This window comes from Nonomuraea sp. NPDC003804, from assembly GCF_040610675.1.
In the GTDB taxonomy this organism is placed as follows: Bacteria; Actinomycetota; Actinomycetes; order Streptosporangiales; family Streptosporangiaceae; genus Nonomuraea.
On the sequence record NZ_JBEXMT010000005.1, the window covers coordinates 99,385 to 115,052 of the forward strand.

The window sequence follows — 15,668 nt, forward strand, 5'->3', positions numbered from 1 at the left end:
GCAGGGAGGCACCCCCCAGTGCGTTTCGTCCCAGTTGCGGCCGCAGGGCTCACCGCTCTCGCGCTGACCGCGTGCACGGCGGGCAAGGAGGCGCCGCCCTCGCTCGGCGCCCAGCCGAAGCCCTCGGGCGCCGCCTCGCAGGCACTTCCCCCGGCCACCATCGAGCTCTGGCACGGGTTCCAGACCGACGCCGAGGTCAAGGCCTTCGACGAGGCGATCGCCGGCTTCAACAAGAAGTTCCCGCAGATCACCGTCAAGGTCACCAAGGCCGTCCAGGACGACCAGATCACCCAGGCCATCCGCAGCGGCAAGGCGCCCGACGTGGCCGCCTCCTTCACCACCGACAACGTGGCCCTGTGGTGCAAGACCGGCGCCTTCCAGGACCTCACGCCGGTCATCAAGCAGGACGGCATCGACCTGACCGTGCTGCCGGAGGCCTCGCGCTCCTACACCGAGTTCGGGGGCAGGCGCTGCACGATGCCGCTGCTGGCCGACGCCTACGGCCTCTACTACAACAAGGCCCTCATGAAGGGCAACGAGCCGCCCAAGACGCTGTCGGAGCTGACCAGGCTCACCAAGGAGCTGACCGTCAGGAACGCCGACGGCACGATCAAGGTGGCCGGCTTCGTCCCCAGCTTCCAGTACTACGAGAACTCCCCCTCCCACCTCGGCCCGATGGTCGGCGCGAAGTGGTACAACGAGGACGGCACCTCGGCCATCGGCACCGATCCCGCCTGGAAGCAGCTGCTGACCTGGCAGAAGGAGCTGGTCGACTGGTACGGCTACGCCAACCTCGAGAAGTTCCGGCGCAGCCTCGGCGACGAGTGGGGCTCGGCCCACCCGTTCTTCAAGGGCCAGGTCGCGATGATCCTCGACGGCGAGTGGCGCAACGCCATGATCGCCAACGACTCCAAGGCCAAGTCGCTCGACTACGGCACGGCCCCGCTGCCCGTCGCCGACGACAAGCCCGAGCTGTACGGCAGCGGCTTCACCGCCGGCACCGTGATCGGCGTGCCGAAGGGCGCCAAGAACCCGCAACACGCCTGGGAGCTGATCAAGCACCTCACCACCGACACCGACAGTCTGGTGACGCTGTCCAACGCGCTGCGCAACGTACCGACCACCAAGGCGGCGATGGAGTCGCCGCGGCTGGCGGCCGACGCCAACTTCAAGACCTTCCTCGGCATCTTCGCCCACCCGAAGACCAGCACGCTGCCCGCGTCGGTCAACAGCGTTTTCAACCAGGACGCCTTCTCCACCTTCCTGACCAGCTGGGAGAAGGGCGCGGTCGCGGACCTCGACGCCGGGCTGAAGGGCGTCGACAAGCGCATCAACGACAAGCTGAAGCTGTCAGGCGGATGAGAGCCAGGCCGAAGCGGCGGGAGGGCCTGCGCGCCCTCCTGTGGCTCTCCCCGTGGATCGCGGGCTTCTCGATCTTCTTCGTCTACCCGCTGATCTCTGTCGTGTACTTCTCCTTCACCGACTACGACCTGTTCACGCTGGAGTGGGCAGGCCTGGACAACTGGCGCTACCTCCTGCAGGACGAGCGGGTGTTGATCTCGGCCGAGAACACGCTGTGGCTGGTCGTCTTCATGGTGCCCGCCCAGGTGATCTTCGCGGTGGCCGTCGCCCAGTTGCTCACCAAGGTGAAGGCGGGGGCGGGCTTCTTCCGCACCGTCTTCTACCTGCCGACGCTGGTGCCGATGGTGGCGGGCACGGTGGCGTTCGTCTTCCTGCTGAACCCGCTCGGCCCGGCGAACCAGATCCTGTCGTGGATCGGGATCAGCGGGCCCGACTGGTTCGGCGACCCGTCGTGGTCCAAGCCGAGCCTGACGCTGCTGGCCACGTGGAGCTGCGGCAACATCATGGTGATCTTCCTGGCGGCGCTGCTCGACGTGCCCAGGCACCTGTACGAGGCGGCGGCGATCGACGGGGCCGGCTCCTGGCGGCAGTTCCGCAGCATCACCCTGCCGACGATCTCGCCGGTGCTGATGTTCTCGGCCGTCACCGGAGTCATCTACGCCCTGCAGTACTTCACGCAGGCGATGATCGCCTCCAGGGTCGCCTCGGGCGCCACCGACTCGGCCGGCAGCACGTTCACCCCCGGCTATCCCGAGCAGTCGCTGCTGACGCTGCCGCAGTGGCTGTTCCACGTGGGCTTCCGCGACTTCAGCATGGGCTACGCCTCGGTGCTCGCGCTGGTGCTGTTCGGCACGTCCATGATCTTCACCCTGATCCTGCTGCGCCAGTTCCGCAAGGCCGAGGAGGCCCACTCGTGAGCACCACGCTGACCGCCCGGCAGCCGGCCGGGACGATACGGCCGGCGCGGGTGCGGGCCGGCCGGCGCAAGGCGCTGAGCTGGATCGCCACCCACGCGATCGCGGTGGCGCTGGCGGTGATGTTCCTGGGGCCGCTCGTGCTGGTGGGCCTGACCGCGCTGATGAGCGACGAGCAGGCGCTGACCGGCAACCTGTGGCCCGAGTCGTTCGCCTGGTCCAACTTCGCCGACGTCTTCGCCCGCTCGAACCTGCTGGGCTGGACGCTCAACACGCTGATGTACGCCGGGCTCGGGACGCTGTTCATGCTGCTGTCGTCGGTGCCGGTGGCCTACGCGCTTGCCAGGTTCCGCTTCCGCGGCAGGCGGGTGGCCTTCCTGCTGGTGATCGCCACGATGATGCTGCCGCCGCAGGTCGTCGCGGTGCCGATCTACCTGGTGTGGGCCAGGGTCGGGCTCACCGACACGCTGTGGCCGCTCATCCTGCCGATGCTGTTCGGCGACGCCTTCTCCATCTTCCTGCTGCGGCAGTTCCTCATCACGATCCCGCGCGACTACACCGACGCGGCCAGGGTCGACGGCTGCTCGGACCTCCGCACGCTGGTCAGGGTGATCCTGCCCATGGCCAGGCCTGCGATCGCCGCGGTGGCGCTGTTCCAGTTCTTCTACTGCTGGAACGACTACTACGGCCCGCTGCTCTACACCGGCATCAACCAGGACAACTGGACACTGTCTCTCGGCCTGGCGACGTTCAAGGCCTTCCACAGCGTGCAGTGGAACCTGACCATGGCCGCCACCCTCCTGGTGACCGCGCCGGTGATCATCGTGTTCTTCTTCGCCCAGAGAGTCTTCATCGAGGGCGTCACATTGACAGGAGTGAAGGGTTGAAACTCGCCGTTGTCGGGGGCGGCTCGACGTACACACCGGAGCTGATCGACGGTTTCGCCCGGCTGCGCGACGAGCTGCCGCTCACCGAGATCGCGCTCGTCGATCCGGACGTCGCCCGCCTGGAGCTGGTCGCGGGGATCTCGCGCAGGATGCTGGCCCGCGAGGGGCACCCTGCGACGGTGACCGCCACCTCCTCCGTCAGCGAGGGCGTGGCCGGCGCGCAGGCCGTGCTGTTCCAGCTGCGCGTGGGCGGGCAGGCCGCGCGGGAGGTCGACGAGACCCTGCCGCTGCGGTGCGGCTGCGTGGGCCAGGAGACCACCGGCGCGGGCGGCCTGGCCAAGGCGCTGCGCACCGTGCCGGTGGTGCTCGAGCTGGCCGAGCAGGTGCGCCGCCACGCGCCCGAGGCGTGGATCGTCGACTTCACCAATCCCGTCGGGATCGTGACGCGCGCGCTGCTCGACGCCGGGCACCGCGCGATCGGGCTGTGCAACGTCGCCATCGGCTTCCAGCGGCGCTTCGCCGGATACCTCGGCGTCGCGCCTGAGCGGGTGTCGCTCGGTCACGTCGGGCTCAACCACCTGACATGGGAGCGCTCCATCATGGTCGACGGCGCCGACGTGCTGCCCGCGCTGCTGGCCCGGCACGGGCAGGAGATCGCCGACGACCTCAGGCTGCCGGTCGAGCTGGTGCGCCGGCTGGGCGTGGTGCCCTCCTACTACCTGCGCTACTTCTACGCCCACGACCTGGTGGTCGAGGAGCAACGGGCCAGCCCCTCGCGGGCCGCCGAGGTGGCCGCGATGGAGTCCGAGCTGCTCCGGCTGTACGCCGACCCCGCCGTCGACACCAAGCCCGAGCTGCTGGAGCGGCGGGGCGGCGCGTTCTACTCCGAGGCGGCCGTGGCGCTCGTCGCCTCGCTGCTCGGCGACCGGCGCGACGCCCAGGTCGTCAACGTGCGCAACGGGGGGACGCTGCCGTTCCTGCCCGACGAGGCGGTCATCGAGGTGCCCGCCACGATCGGGGCGGCGGGAGCCGTACCGCTGCCGATGCCGGCGGTCGAGCCGCTGTACGCGGGCCTGATCGCGGCCGTGTCGGCCTACGAGAGCCTGGCCCTCGAGGCCGCCCTGCGCGGCGGCGAGGACAGGGTCCGCAACGCGCTGCTGGCCCACCCGCTGGTCGGCCAGGAGGCCGTCGCGGACGAGCTGACCCGCCTGCTGCTCGAGGCCAACCGGGCGCACCTGCCGTGGGTGGTGTCGTGAGGACCGTGCTCGCGGTCGACGGCGGCAACAGCAAGACGGACGTGGCGCTCGTGGCCGAGGACGGCACCGTCCTGGCCACCGGCCGCGGTGGGGCGTTCCTGCCGCAGAGCGCGGGTGTGAGCGCGGCCGCCGACGTCGTGGAGGAGACCGTACGGCAGGCCCTCGGCCCGTCGCAGGAGCCGCCGTACGCCGATCTGCTGGCCGCCTACCTGGCGGGGGCCGACCTGCCGGCGGAGGAGGAAGCGCTGAGCGACGAGTTCGCCGCGCGCTCCTTCGCCGGTGAGGTCGTGGTCGGCAACGACACCTTCGCCCTGCTGCGCGCCGGGGCGTCGGGCCCCTGGGGCGTGGCGGTGGTGTGCGGCGCCGGGATCAACGCGGTGGGCATCTCGCCCACGGGCCAGGTCGCCCGCTTCCCCGCCCTCGGCAAGATCAGCGGCGACTGGGGCGGCGGGCTCGGCCTGGCCGAGGAGGCGCTGTGGTACGCCGCGCGGGCCGAGGACGGCAGGGGCGCGCCCACGGAGCTGGCCGCCCTGGTCAAGGAGCACTACGGCACGTCCACGGTCGAGGAGGTGGTGCTCGGGCTGCACGTCGGCGACCTGGAGCAGCTCAGCCTGCACGGGCTGACGCCGGGACTGTTCCGGGTGGCCGCGGCCGGCGACGCGATCGCCAGGTCGCTGGTCGAGCGGCAGGCCGAGGAGATCGTGGTGATGGCCGAGGTCTGCCTGCGCCGCCTGGAGCTGCTGGAGACGCCGACGGAGGTGGTGCTCGGCGGCGGCGTGCTGCGCGCGCGTGACCCGATGCTGAGCGAGCTGCTCGACGAGCGGTTCGCGGCGCGGGCGCCGCAGGCCAAGCTCGTGGTCTCCGACCTGCCGCCGATCGTCGGCGCCGCGCTGAACGGGCTGGACCTGCTCGGTGCGGGCGAGGCGGCCAAGGCCCGCCTGCGCGGGCACTACGCCGGCACCCTCTAGGCTAACCGTCTGGAAAGTATCCAGACGGTTTACCCGGAGGCAGCATGTTGCGCACCCTGGTCGTCGGCGCACACCCCGACGAGCCCGAGATCTACGCGGGAGGCACGGTCGCGCTGCTGGCCAGGGCGGGGCACGCGGTGAAGTTCCTGACGCTGACCAACGGCGACGCCGGTCACCACGAGATGGACCGGGCGCCGCTGGCGGCGCGCAGGGCGCAGGAGGCGTGGCGCGCCGCCGACGCGCTCGGCGTGATCGCCTACGACGTGTGGGACACCCACGACGGCGAGCTGGAGGCCACCGTCGCGACCCGCGCCAGGGTGATCGCGGCCATCCGCGGCTGGCGCGCCGACGTCGTGATCGCCCTCCACGGCCACGGTCCCGGCCACCCCGACAACCGCGCGGCCGGGCGCCTGGTGGAGGACGCGGTCGCCTTCGTCACCAACAGGAACGTGGCCGCGGGCGGGCCGCCGCTGCCGCGCCCGCCGCTCTGCCTGGTCATGACCGACTACGCCGCGGAAGCCTTCCACCGGCACGAGATCGCCGTGGACGTCGACGAGGTGCTGGAGGCCAAGCTGGACGGCTGCCTGGCGCACGCCTCGCAGTTCCTGGAGTACGCGCCATGGCAGCGCGGTTTCGCCGACCAGGCGCCCGCGGCGGGCGACACCGCGGCGGGACGCGCGTTCGTGGCCGAGCACTGGGCGCGGTTCGTGGCCGCCCCGGAGGCGGCGCGCCCCGCGCTGCAGGAGCGCTACGGCGCCGGCCACGCCGCGGCCGTACGGCACGCCGAGACCTTCGAGCAGGCAGCCTACGGGCGGCAGGTCGGCGAGGAGGAGCTGCGCAGGCTGCTGCCCGTCTTCGGCGCCTGACCCGCGACACCCGCTCCCGCGCCGCCCCCGGCGGCCGTCAGGTCTCCTCCAGCTCCGGCGGGCGGTGCTCGTACGGCGTGCTGAGCACCACCGTCGTGCGCGTGGAGACGTTCGCGGAGGCGCGGATGTGCTGCAGCAGCTCCTCCAGCGCGATCGGGGAGGCGACGCGCACCTTGAGGATGTAGCTCTCCTCCCCCGCCACGCTGTGGCAGGCCTCGATGGCGCTCAGATGGGCCAGCCGCTCGGGGGCGTCGTCCGGCGCGGCCGGGTCGATCGGTTTGATCGACACGAACGCGGTCAACGGCAGCCCGATGGCGTCGTGGTCGACCAGCGCGGTGTAGCCGCGCACGACGCCGCGCTTCTCCAGGCGGCGGACCCGCTGGTGCACCGCCGAGACGGACAGTCCGGTCTCCCTGGCCAGGTCGGTGAAGCTCATCCGGCCGTCTCTGGCCAGCAGCGTGACGATCCGGCGGTCGATCTCCTCCATCCGATCAAAAATAGCGGGAGATGGTCACGGCGTGGTCCCGACGGGGGCGCGCAGCTTCATCGCATGCTCGACCAGTGTGATGAGCACCTCGCGGCTGGAGTCGCGCTTGCGGGCGTCGCAGAGCACGATCGGGATCGACGGGTCGAGGCCGAGCGCCAGCCGTACCTCGGCCAACTCGTAGACGGGCGCGCTCTCGAAGCAGTTGACGGCGACCACGAACGGCGTGCCGCGCCGTTCGAAGTAGTCGACGGAGGGGAAGCAGTCGGCCAGGCGGCGGGTGTCGGCCAGGATGACCGCGCCGAGCGCGCCCAGCGCCAGCTCGTCCCACACGAACCAGAACCGCTCCTGCCCCGGCGTGCCGAACAGGTAGAGCATGTAGTCGTCGCCCATGGTGATGCGGCCGAAGTCCATGGCGACGGTCGTGGTGCGCTTGGCCTCCACGCCGAAGGTGTCGTCGACGCCCGTGGAGCGGTCGGTGAGCGTCTCCTCGGTGCGCAGCGGCCTGGTCTCGGAGACCGAGCCGACCATGGTCGTCTTGCCCGCGCCGAAGCCGCCGGCGATGAGGATCTTGACAGCGGTCGGCAGCCGCCGCCGATCAGAGCGACCGAAGACCATCGAGCACCGCCCTGTACATTCTCTCGTCTTGCATGTCCACCTCGGGTTGAGGATCTTGCACGGTGACGAACCCCTGGTCGAACAGGTCACCCAGCAGGACACGGATCGTGCCCGCCGGCAGGTCGAGGGCGGCGGCGATCTCCGCCACGGAGACCGGCTCGCGGCACAGCCTGGCGATCGACAGGTGCTCGGGGTCGAGGCCCGCGCCCGGCCCCGGCGGTTCGCCTGCCGCGACGGCCAGCGAGATCAGGTCGAAGGAGCCCCTCACGGGTTCGGTACGGCCGCGCGTCACCACATACGGTCTGACGATCTCGGGGTCGACCCACTCCTCCTCCGTCATCGCGCCGCCTCTCCTCGCGCGGGAGAGGTCAGGTACTGGCCGACCCTGGCCACGAGCATGGCCATCTCGTAGGCGACCAGCCCGATGTCGGAGTCCTGTAGACATAGCACGGCCAGGCACGCGCCCTCGCCTGCGACGGTCACGATGAGATAGCGGGAGCGCCACTCCACGACCGTCTGGCGCACGGCTCCACCGCCGACGTGCTCGCTGACGCCCTTGGCCAGGCTCTGCAGCCCTGAGGCGACGGCCGACAGGTGCTCGCCCTCGGTTCTGTCCAGGTCCCTCGACGAGGCCATGAGCAGGCCGTCCGAGGAGAGCACGATGGCGTGCTCCACCTCCCCGACGCGGTCCGCCAGATCGTCGAGAAGCCAGTTCAGATCGGTTGTATGGCCTGCTCTCACGCCTCTCCCTCGGTCAGCTTGGCCGCCTGCGTCCGGCCCGGACAGGTACCCGACCGGAACGCGCCCATGATCGCGCGCATTCCGTGGTCGTGCTGCTCCTGCGGTGACATGGCCTCCTCGGTGACGGGCGCGGCGCCTCGGGCCCGGATGCGAGTCGGGGGCGGAACGGCGGCCCGGGGCAGGTGCGCACCGTCGCGCGGCGTGGCGCGGGCGGCGGGGAAGGCGGCGCGCGGAGTGGACAGGGCGGCGACCTCTGCTCGCGACCGCGCGCCACGCACGTGCGCAAGCGAGACGTTTTTCACCACAGGACGATCACGCACCCGGCGCCTCACCACTCCAGATACCCTAGCAACGCCACATTTTTCACTCAAGCTGCAACAATCTGTAAAAGTCTCAATTACCGCATTTAATGGTATTTAGTAGCGCACCAAATCAAGATCGTATCAGCACGCCACCCCTCGGGTCGCCCCCTCCCCAGGAGCACCGGAAGCGGTCTCTCTCGCACGTCCCTGGTTCGGCGGCTGTGCCCGGCGACGATCGTGCCACTTACCGTTGCGGGACCATCCGGGACGCATCGCCGCCGGCGCTCTCCCCGGTGGTCCCGGCGCCGGCAGCGGCCATGATGCTCGGCCATCCCGCCCCGAAGCGTTCGGGCCTGCCCAGCAGAGCCGGGGCACCCCTACCTTCAGCCGGTCCCACTCGACCCGGGACACCGCCCCACCCTCAGCCCGCCCCACTCGAACCGCGACACCACCCACCGTCAGCCCGCCCAACCCGTCGGCCAGCCCACCCGCACGTGCCCCACCCGAGCCGAGCGGCCCACCCTCGACCAGTCCACCGGACCCGAGACCCCGTCCCACCCTCAGCCCGCCCGGCCCGAGACGCCGACCACCCTCGACCAGTCCCACCCGACCCCGAGACGCTCTCGACCCCCGACAGCGGCGCCTACGTCATCGGGCCCGGCAGCATCGGCCCCGCCCGGCCGGCAAGGTCGCCCCGGTCGGCCCAGCAGCGTCGGCCATGCAACGCGAGCGAGGCATGGCGGGCACGGTCGGCCCTGCCCTACGAGTTCGTCACCCCCGGCCGGCCGCACGCCCGACCAATCGGAAGAGCTCGCACATCGCGCGAACCGCCCCGAGAGATCCCCTCCTCGGGGGCGGCGAGGCCAAAGGTGAACGGGGTGCCATAAGCTGGCACAAACCCAGAGATATCCACCGCGAAGATCCGCCCAGTGATGGTTTCGACCTCCACGTCCGGCAAGGGGCGACGAGCCCTCGAGGTCCGGGCGGCCAGTCGACGTTTTCCGCCCACTTCGCATACTTCATGATTGTTCGCGCGGAGTATCGCATGACTGCCGTTACTTATGGAGGTTGGAGTTTCATGGCGATTGATGGCCTCCTGCCGGTGCATCGGAGGATCCATGGCTGAGTACGCCCTTCCTGCCGAGATTCTCGCCCGCTGCCGGGAGCTGCTGGAACCCGCCATGCGCGCGGCGGTGGCCGACCTGCACCCGTGGGGCGAGCGGATGGCCGCCTTCTCCCTGGGCTGGTCCGACATCGACGGCACACCCATCCGCGGCGACGCGGGCAAGGGGCTGCGACCCGCCTTGGCGATGCTGTGCGCGCAGGCCGCGGGCGGCACGTTGGAGACCGCCGTGCCGGGCGCCGTCGCCGTGGAGCTCGTGCACGCCTTCTCGCTCGTCCATGACGACATCATCGACAGCGACGAGCGCCGCAGGCACAAGCCGGCCGTGTGGAAGGCCTACGGCGTGGGCCCCGCCATCCTGGCCGGTGACGCGCTACTGGCCCTGGCGATCAGGGCGGTGGCGACCGGCCCGCACGCCGCCGCCACCACGGAATGGCTGTCGGCGGCCCTGGTACGGCTGGTGCACGGGCAGACGCACGACATGGCCTTCGAGGAACGACCGTGGACCGGCCAGGACGCGGTGAGCGTGGCCGAGTACACGGGCATGGCCGCCGACAAGACGGGCTCGCTGCTGGCCTGCGCCGCCGCTCTCGGCGTCACCCTCGCGGGCGCGCCCGAGCCGATGGCCCGGCGGATGCACGACATGGGCCTCGAGCTGGGCCTGGCCTTCCAGATGGTGGACGACGTGCTCGGCATCTGGGGCGACCCCGCGCACACCGGCAAACCCGTCTTCGGCGACCTGCGGCGCAGGAAGAAGACACTGCCCGTGCTGGCCGCGCTCGCCTCGGACTCCACCGCGGGCCGCGAACTGTCGGCGCTGCTGGCCTGCGGCGCCGACGACGAGGACACGATACGGCTGGCCGCCGACCTCATCGACGCGGCGGGCGGCCGGACGACGACCCTCACCATGGCCGCCGACCACGCCTCGCGGGCGCTCGACATCCTCGACCGCGCCTTCCCCTCGGCCACGGAACTGCGCGCCGTGTGCACCTCCCTGCTCGACCGCACCCACTGATCCCGCACCGGGCCGCGTGACGCGCACGTCAGGCGGCCCGCCGGTCAGGTAGGCCCAGGGCCCCTTCCCGAGCGAGGCCCACCCGCTCCCCGGCAGGCTCGTCTCCAGCGCGAGCTCGTCTCCAGCGCGAGCCCATCTCCAGCGCGAGCCCGTCTCCAGCGCGAGCCCATCTCCAGCGCGAGCACGGCCGGCGCGGGGTCACTCGTCTCCGGTCAGGACAGCAAGTACCTGCTCGCCGTACTTGGCCAGCTTGCTCTCCCCCACCCCCGAGACCCCCGCCAGTTCCGCCATCGTCCCCGGGCGGCCGGCGGCGATCTCGCGGAGCGTGGCGTCGTGGAAGATGACGTAGGCGGGCACGCCCTGCTCCTTGGCCGTCGCCCCGCGCCAGGCCCGCAGCAACTCGTACAGCGGCTGCGCCTCGGCGGGCAGTTCGGCCGCGGCGCTCTGGCGGGCCTGCTTGGCCGCGCGGTCAGCCTTCCTGGCCACCGGGTCGTTCCGCAGCATCACCTGCCGCTCGCCGCGCAGGACCGGCGCGGCGGCGTCGGCGAGGACCAGCGTGCCGTAGTCACCCTCGACGGCCAGCATTCCGAGGGCCAGCAACTGCCGCACCACCCCGCGCCACTGCGTCTCGCTCAGCTCGGTGCCGATGCCGAAGACGGACAGGGAGGCGTGGTCGAACTGCAGCACCTTGTCGGTCTTCCTGCCGAGCAGGATGTCGATCAGCTGGCCGGCCCCGAAACGCTGGTTTCGTTCGCGGCGCAGCCGTACCACGGTCGACAGCAGTTTCTGGGCCGCGACCGTGCCGTCCCAGGTCTCGGGCGGGTTCAGGCAGGTGTCGCAGTTGCCGCACGGCGCGCCGTCCTGCCCGAAGTAGGCCAGCAGGCGCGCCCTGCGGCACTCGGCCGTCTCGCACAGGGCCAGCATGGCGTCGAGGTGCGCCGACTGCCGCCGCCGGTGGGCGTCGTCGCCCTCCGAGGTGTCGATCATGCGGCGTTGCTGCACGACGTCCTGCAGGCCGTAGGCCAGCCAGGCCGTGGCGGGCTGCCCGTCACGGCCGGCCCTGCCGGTCTCCTGGTAGTAGCCCTCCACGGACTTGGGCAGGTCGAGATGGGCGACGAAGCGCACGTCGGGCTTGTCGATGCCCATGCCGAAGGCGATGGTCGCCACCATGATCATGCCGTCTTCCCTGAGGAAGCGCGCCTGGTGCGCGGCGCGCGTGCGGGCGTCCAGCCCCGCGTGGTACGGCAGCGCGCTCACGCCGTTCTCCTGCAGGAACGCGGCGATCTTCTCGACCGAGGCGCGCGAGAGGCAGTAGACGATGCCGGACTCGCCCTCGTGCTCGGCCCGGATCAGCTTCAGCAACTGCCGTTTCGGCTCGTTCTTCGGCTCGATCCGGTACTGGATGTTGGGGCGGTCGAAGCTGGCCACGAAGTGGCGCGCCCGCTCCAGGCCCAGCCGGGCGGTGATCTCCTTGTGCGTCTCAGGGGTGGCGGTCGCGGTCAGCGCGATGCGCGGCACGTCAGGCCAGCGCTCGTGCAGCGTGGACAGGGTGAGGTAGTCGGGTCTGAAGTCGTGACCCCACTGCGCCACGCAGTGGGCCTCGTCGATGGCGAACAGCGAGACCGACCCCCTGGCCAGCAGCCGCAGCGTCTGCTCGGAGCGCAACCGCTCGGGCGCGAGGTAGAGCAGGTCGAGCTCGCCCGCCACGAACGCCGCCTCGACCGCGGCCCGCTCGTCCGGCTCCTGGGTGGAGTTGAGGAAGCCCGCCCTGACGCCCGCCGTGGTGAGCGCGTCGACCTGGTCCTGCATGAGCGCGATCAGCGGGGAGACGACCACGCCGGTGCCCTGCCGTACCAGCGCGGGGATCTGGTAGCACAGCGATTTGCCGCCGCCTGTCGGCATCAGGACCAGCGCGTCGCCGCCCGCGACGACGTGGTCGATGATCTCCTGCTGCCCCTCCCGGAAGGAGTCGTAGCCGAAGACGCGCCGCAGCACGTCGGTTGCCTGGGGACCGTGCTCGGGGGAAGTCACCGAGCCACTCTAGGAGAGGTCGCCGACGAAAACGTCCGCCGGAGGAAGGGGCGCCACACCTGGCGCTCCAAGCGGACCCGGAGCACGGCCGCACCCGCTCACCCCACCGGGCCCCGCCTGCGCGCGGTCACCATGCATGGTTCGTGTCAGAGCGCGCGCTCGAACACCACCAGGTCGATGCCGGGGCCGTCATAGCCCGGTGACGGGCCCGGCGGCGGTGAAGCCCATGCGCCGGTGGAAGGCGATGGACGCGGCGTTGCCCGGGGAGGTGACCGCCTTCACCCTCCTCCTGCCGTCCGCGCGGGCCAGCGCAGCAGCGGCAGGACCTGCCGCCCCCACCAGTCGTCGACCACGGCGGCGATCCGCCCGTAGTCTCCGGGCACGGCCCGACGCAGCTCGACGGTCATCCCGCATTCCCTTCGTAACGGAAGCGCAGGATCCGCCCGACATCCCGCAGCCGGGGGATGCGCGCCAGCACCCACAGCGGCAGCCTGCCCGACAGCAGCGGCAGCCGCTCCAGCCCCGGCATGTCCACGCTGCGCACCGCGTCCACGCAAACCAGCCCGTCGTGCCAGCTCTCGATGACGCGGGGGTCGTCCACCCCCCAGTACATGCGCGCCCCGGTCCTCCGTACGGCGGGCACCAGCTTCTGCATCCTGATCCCCATCGTGCCGTAGACGTCGAACAGCAGTTCGCCCGACGGGAAGCGCCCGGTGATCCGCTCGATGAGCCGCCGGCCGTCCTCCTCCCGCAGGTACATCGCCAGCCCCTCGAACACCGCGACGGCGGGCCGGTCCGCGGGCACCCGCTCCAGCCACTCCTGCTCCGTCACCGACGCCGCGAGCTGCGTGTAGTCGCCGCCGGGCGGCGGCAGCAGGCGTTCGCGCAGCTCGATCACCTCGGGAAGGTCGACGTCGAACCACCTGACCGTGGCCGGCCTGGCGAGGCGGCGGGCCCTGGTGTCGAGCCCGCACGCCAGGTGCAGGACCGTCGCCTCTTCGTGGTCGGCCAGGAACGCGGTCAGCCAGTCGTCGAGCAGCTTGGCGCGCAGCGCGACGCCCGTCGCGGTCACGGCGTTGATGCCGGTCCTGCGGAAGTCGTAGTCGATGCGGCGCACGGCGGCGACGGCGTGCTCGTCACCCAGGACGGGATCGCGCGAACGGGCGTCGAGGGCCCGGCTGTACAGCGTGGCGAGCAAGGTCTCCGGGGTCCCGGTGAGCGTGATCTTCGCGCGCTGCTCCATGCTTGGGACGGTAATCCCGTTGCTGGGAAATGTGCGGGTTCGACATGCTGATCGCCATGAAAGTCCCCTACCGGCAAATACGTGCCGTTTACACAGAGGAGTCGATCACCGTCTACCAGGCCTACGACCCGCCCGTCGCCGTTCCCGCGGTGGCGGCGCAGCGGTTCGTCCCGCCGTTCAAGCGCGGACGGATGACCTGGATCAAGCCGTCGTTCTTGTGGATGATGTACCGCAGCGGCTACGCCACCAAGGACGGCCAGCGCCACGTCCTGGCGATCGAGCTCACCCGCGAGGGGTTCGAGTGGGCGCTGGCGCATTCCTGCCTGTCCGACCGGAGGGACATGCCGGTGCGGATCCAGTGGGACCCCGAGCGCGACCCGCGCCACAATGCGCTGCCGTACCGGTCGATCCAGATCGGCCTGTCGGGCGAGGCGGTCGACCGCTACGTCGGCGAGTGGACGCTGTCGATCACCGACCTGACCGAGCGGGTCCGCGGCCTGCACGCCGAGGTGCGCGCAGGCCGCGACGTGAGCGGGCTGCTGCCGGCCGAGCGGCCCTACCCGGTGCCCTCGGAGCTGGCGAGGATCATCGGCGCGACTCAGGAGTGAGGGAGCGGCTGATGACCAGGCGCTGGATCTGGTTGGTGCCCTCCACGATCTGCAGGACCTTCGCCTCGCGCATGTAGCGCTCGACCGGGAAGTCCTCGACGTAGCCGTAGCCGCCGAACACCTGCACCGCGTCCGTGGTGACCTTCATGCACACGTCGGTGGCGAACAGCTTGGCCATCGCCGCCTTCGTCCCGTACGGCCGGCCCGCGTCACGCAGCCGCGCGGCCTCCAGGTAGAGCGCGCGAGCCGCGGCGATCTGCGTGGCCATGTCGGCCAGCATGAAGCCGACGCCCTGGAAGTCGATGATCCGCGAGCCGAACTGGCGCCGCTCGCCCGCGTAGGCGGTGGCGGCGTCGAAGGCGGCCTGGGCCAGCCCGACCGCGCACGCCGCGATGCCGAGCCGTCCGCCGTCGAGGGCGCCCATGGCGATGCGGAAGCCCTCGCCCTCCGCGCCGACCAGCGCGGACGGCGGCAGCTGCACGCCGTCGAACCGAACCTGCGCGGTCGGCGAGGAACGCATGCCCATCTTGTGCTCGGGCGGGCCGTAGGACAGCCCCTCCAGCCCGGACGGCACGCGCAGGCACGAGATGCCGCGGGCCCCCGTGTCGCCGGTGCGGGCCATGAGCATGTAGAAGTCGGCGACGCCGCCATGGGTGATCCACGCCTTGACGCCGTCGACGGTGTAGCCGTCGGGGCCCGGTACCGCGCGGGTGGTCAGCGCGGCGGCGTCGGAGCCCGAGGCGGGCTCCGACAGGCAGTAGGCGCCGAGCAACTCGCCGCCGACCATGTCGGGCAGCAGCTCCTCGCGCTGCTCCGGCGTGCCGAAGGAGGCCACGGGGAAGCACGACAGCGTGTGCACCGACACACCGAGGCCGACGGCCAGCCATCCGGCCGCCAGCTCCTCGACCACCTGCAGGTAGACCTCGTACGGCTGCTCGCCGCCGCCGTACTCGGCCGGGTAGGGCAGGCCGAGCAGCCCCGTCGCGCCAAGAGTGGTGAACACCTCGCGCGGGAAACGCCCTGCCGACTCGTCGGCCGCCGCGCGGGGCGCGATCTCCTTGGCGATCAGGTCTCGGGTCAGGTCGATCAGGTCGTGCGCCTCGGGGGTGGGCAGGGCACGCTCAACGGTCATCGCGACACGCTCCAGTGATGGGCTCGGGGTCTCCGATCCCCCGATTCTGTCATCGCCACCGGCCCCGGCCGCCGCACGGGCCCGACCGCCCGCAGACCCGACCGCCCGCAGGCGGACC

At 71.3% G+C, this 15,668-nt stretch carries 17 protein-coding genes; 8 read left to right on the top strand and 9 right to left on the bottom strand.

Annotated elements, in window-relative coordinates; genetic code table 11:
* Positions 1-18: 18 nt before the first annotated feature.
* From ABZX22_RS08425 to ABZX22_RS08450, 6 genes are read left to right on the top strand one after another with little or no spacing between them, the layout of a single operon-like run.
* On the top strand, positions 19-1,362 hold the full coding sequence (locus ABZX22_RS08425) for an extracellular solute-binding protein (protein ID WP_354906942.1): 1,344 nt from the start codon (positions 19-21) through the stop codon (positions 1,360-1,362).
* Complete coding sequence (locus ABZX22_RS08430) at positions 1,359-2,279, top strand: sugar ABC transporter permease (RefSeq protein ID WP_354906943.1); 921 nt, start codon at positions 1,359-1,361, stop codon at positions 2,277-2,279. Before ABZX22_RS08425 ends, ABZX22_RS08430 begins: the two co-directional genes overlap by 4 nt.
* Positions 2,276-3,163 (top strand): carbohydrate ABC transporter permease, encoded by an 888-nt coding sequence (locus ABZX22_RS08435; protein ID WP_354906944.1) that lies wholly within the window; start codon positions 2,276-2,278, stop codon positions 3,161-3,163. Before ABZX22_RS08430 ends, ABZX22_RS08435 begins: the two co-directional genes overlap by 4 nt.
* Complete coding sequence (locus ABZX22_RS08440) at positions 3,160-4,419, top strand: 6-phospho-beta-glucosidase (RefSeq protein WP_354906945.1); 1,260 nt, start codon at positions 3,160-3,162, stop codon at positions 4,417-4,419. Before ABZX22_RS08435 ends, ABZX22_RS08440 begins: the two co-directional genes overlap by 4 nt.
* Entirely contained in the window at positions 4,416-5,387 is a 972-nt protein-coding gene (locus tag ABZX22_RS08445) for a BadF/BadG/BcrA/BcrD ATPase family protein (protein ID WP_354906946.1), read from the top strand. The genes ABZX22_RS08440 and ABZX22_RS08445 overlap by 4 nt, the downstream gene beginning before the upstream one ends.
* A 44-nt stretch (positions 5,388-5,431) precedes the next feature.
* A complete protein-coding gene (locus tag ABZX22_RS08450; protein ID WP_354906947.1) occupies positions 5,432-6,253 on the top strand; it encodes a PIG-L family deacetylase in 822 nt (273 codons plus the stop codon).
* Between the two features lie 37 nt (positions 6,254-6,290).
* Here ABZX22_RS08450 and ABZX22_RS08455 read toward each other — a convergent pair whose 3' ends face one another.
* From ABZX22_RS08455 to ABZX22_RS08475, 5 genes are read right to left on the bottom strand one after another with little or no spacing between them, the layout of a single operon-like run.
* Positions 6,291-6,740 carry an Lrp/AsnC family transcriptional regulator gene (locus ABZX22_RS08455; protein WP_354906948.1) on the bottom strand — a complete coding sequence of 150 codons (450 nt, stop codon included), beginning with the start codon at positions 6,738-6,740 and terminating at the stop codon, positions 6,291-6,293.
* A 24-nt stretch (positions 6,741-6,764) separates the two neighbouring features.
* On the bottom strand, positions 6,765-7,355 hold the full coding sequence (locus tag ABZX22_RS08460; protein WP_354906949.1) for an ATP/GTP-binding protein: 591 nt from the start codon (positions 7,353-7,355) through the stop codon (positions 6,765-6,767).
* The gene (locus ABZX22_RS08465; protein ID WP_354906950.1) at positions 7,336-7,695 is read right to left on the bottom strand and encodes a DUF742 domain-containing protein; all 360 of its coding nucleotides are present in this window, start codon (positions 7,693-7,695) and stop codon (positions 7,336-7,338) included. Before ABZX22_RS08465 ends, ABZX22_RS08460 begins: the two co-directional genes overlap by 20 nt.
* Positions 7,692-8,096 (bottom strand): roadblock/LC7 domain-containing protein, encoded by a 405-nt coding sequence (locus tag ABZX22_RS08470; protein WP_354906951.1) that lies wholly within the window; start codon positions 8,094-8,096, stop codon positions 7,692-7,694. Before ABZX22_RS08470 ends, ABZX22_RS08465 begins: the two co-directional genes overlap by 4 nt.
* Positions 8,093-8,398, bottom strand: coding sequence for a hypothetical protein (locus ABZX22_RS08475; protein ID WP_354906952.1), 306 nt, complete (start codon positions 8,396-8,398; stop codon positions 8,093-8,095). Before ABZX22_RS08475 ends, ABZX22_RS08470 begins: the two co-directional genes overlap by 4 nt.
* 1,118 nt (positions 8,399-9,516) lie before the next feature.
* Here ABZX22_RS08475 and ABZX22_RS08480 point away from each other — a divergent pair.
* On the top strand, positions 9,517-10,536 hold the full coding sequence (locus ABZX22_RS08480) for a polyprenyl synthetase family protein (protein WP_354906953.1): 1,020 nt from the start codon (positions 9,517-9,519) through the stop codon (positions 10,534-10,536).
* A gap of 198 nt (positions 10,537-10,734) precedes the next feature.
* On the opposite strand, the gene recQ is transcribed toward ABZX22_RS08480, so the two are convergent.
* From recQ to ABZX22_RS08495, 3 genes are all read right to left on the bottom strand, one after another.
* A complete protein-coding gene (recQ, locus tag ABZX22_RS08485) occupies positions 10,735-12,567 on the bottom strand; it encodes a DNA helicase RecQ (RefSeq protein ID WP_354906954.1) in 1,833 nt (610 codons plus the stop codon).
* Positions 12,568-12,845: 278 nt separating this feature from the next.
* Entirely contained in the window at positions 12,846-12,974 is a 129-nt protein-coding gene (locus tag ABZX22_RS08490) for a hypothetical protein (protein ID WP_354906955.1), read from the bottom strand.
* The gene (locus tag ABZX22_RS08495) at positions 12,971-13,810 is read right to left on the bottom strand and encodes a class I SAM-dependent methyltransferase (RefSeq protein ID WP_354906956.1); all 840 of its coding nucleotides are present in this window, start codon (positions 13,808-13,810) and stop codon (positions 12,971-12,973) included. The genes ABZX22_RS08490 and ABZX22_RS08495 overlap by 4 nt, the downstream gene beginning before the upstream one ends.
* 56 nt (positions 13,811-13,866) lie before the next feature.
* Here ABZX22_RS08495 and ABZX22_RS08500 point away from each other — a divergent pair, with 56 nt between their 5' ends.
* On the top strand, positions 13,867-14,418 hold the full coding sequence (locus ABZX22_RS08500) for a DUF4291 domain-containing protein (RefSeq protein ID WP_354906957.1): 552 nt from the start codon (positions 13,867-13,869) through the stop codon (positions 14,416-14,418).
* On the opposite strand, the gene ABZX22_RS08505 is transcribed toward ABZX22_RS08500, so the two are convergent.
* Positions 14,396-15,550 carry an acyl-CoA dehydrogenase family protein gene (locus tag ABZX22_RS08505; RefSeq protein ID WP_354906958.1) on the bottom strand — a complete coding sequence of 385 codons (1,155 nt, stop codon included), beginning with the start codon at positions 15,548-15,550 and terminating at the stop codon, positions 14,396-14,398. The two genes, ABZX22_RS08500 and ABZX22_RS08505, sit on opposite strands and share 23 nt — an antisense overlap.
* Positions 15,551-15,668 lie beyond the last annotated feature (118 nt).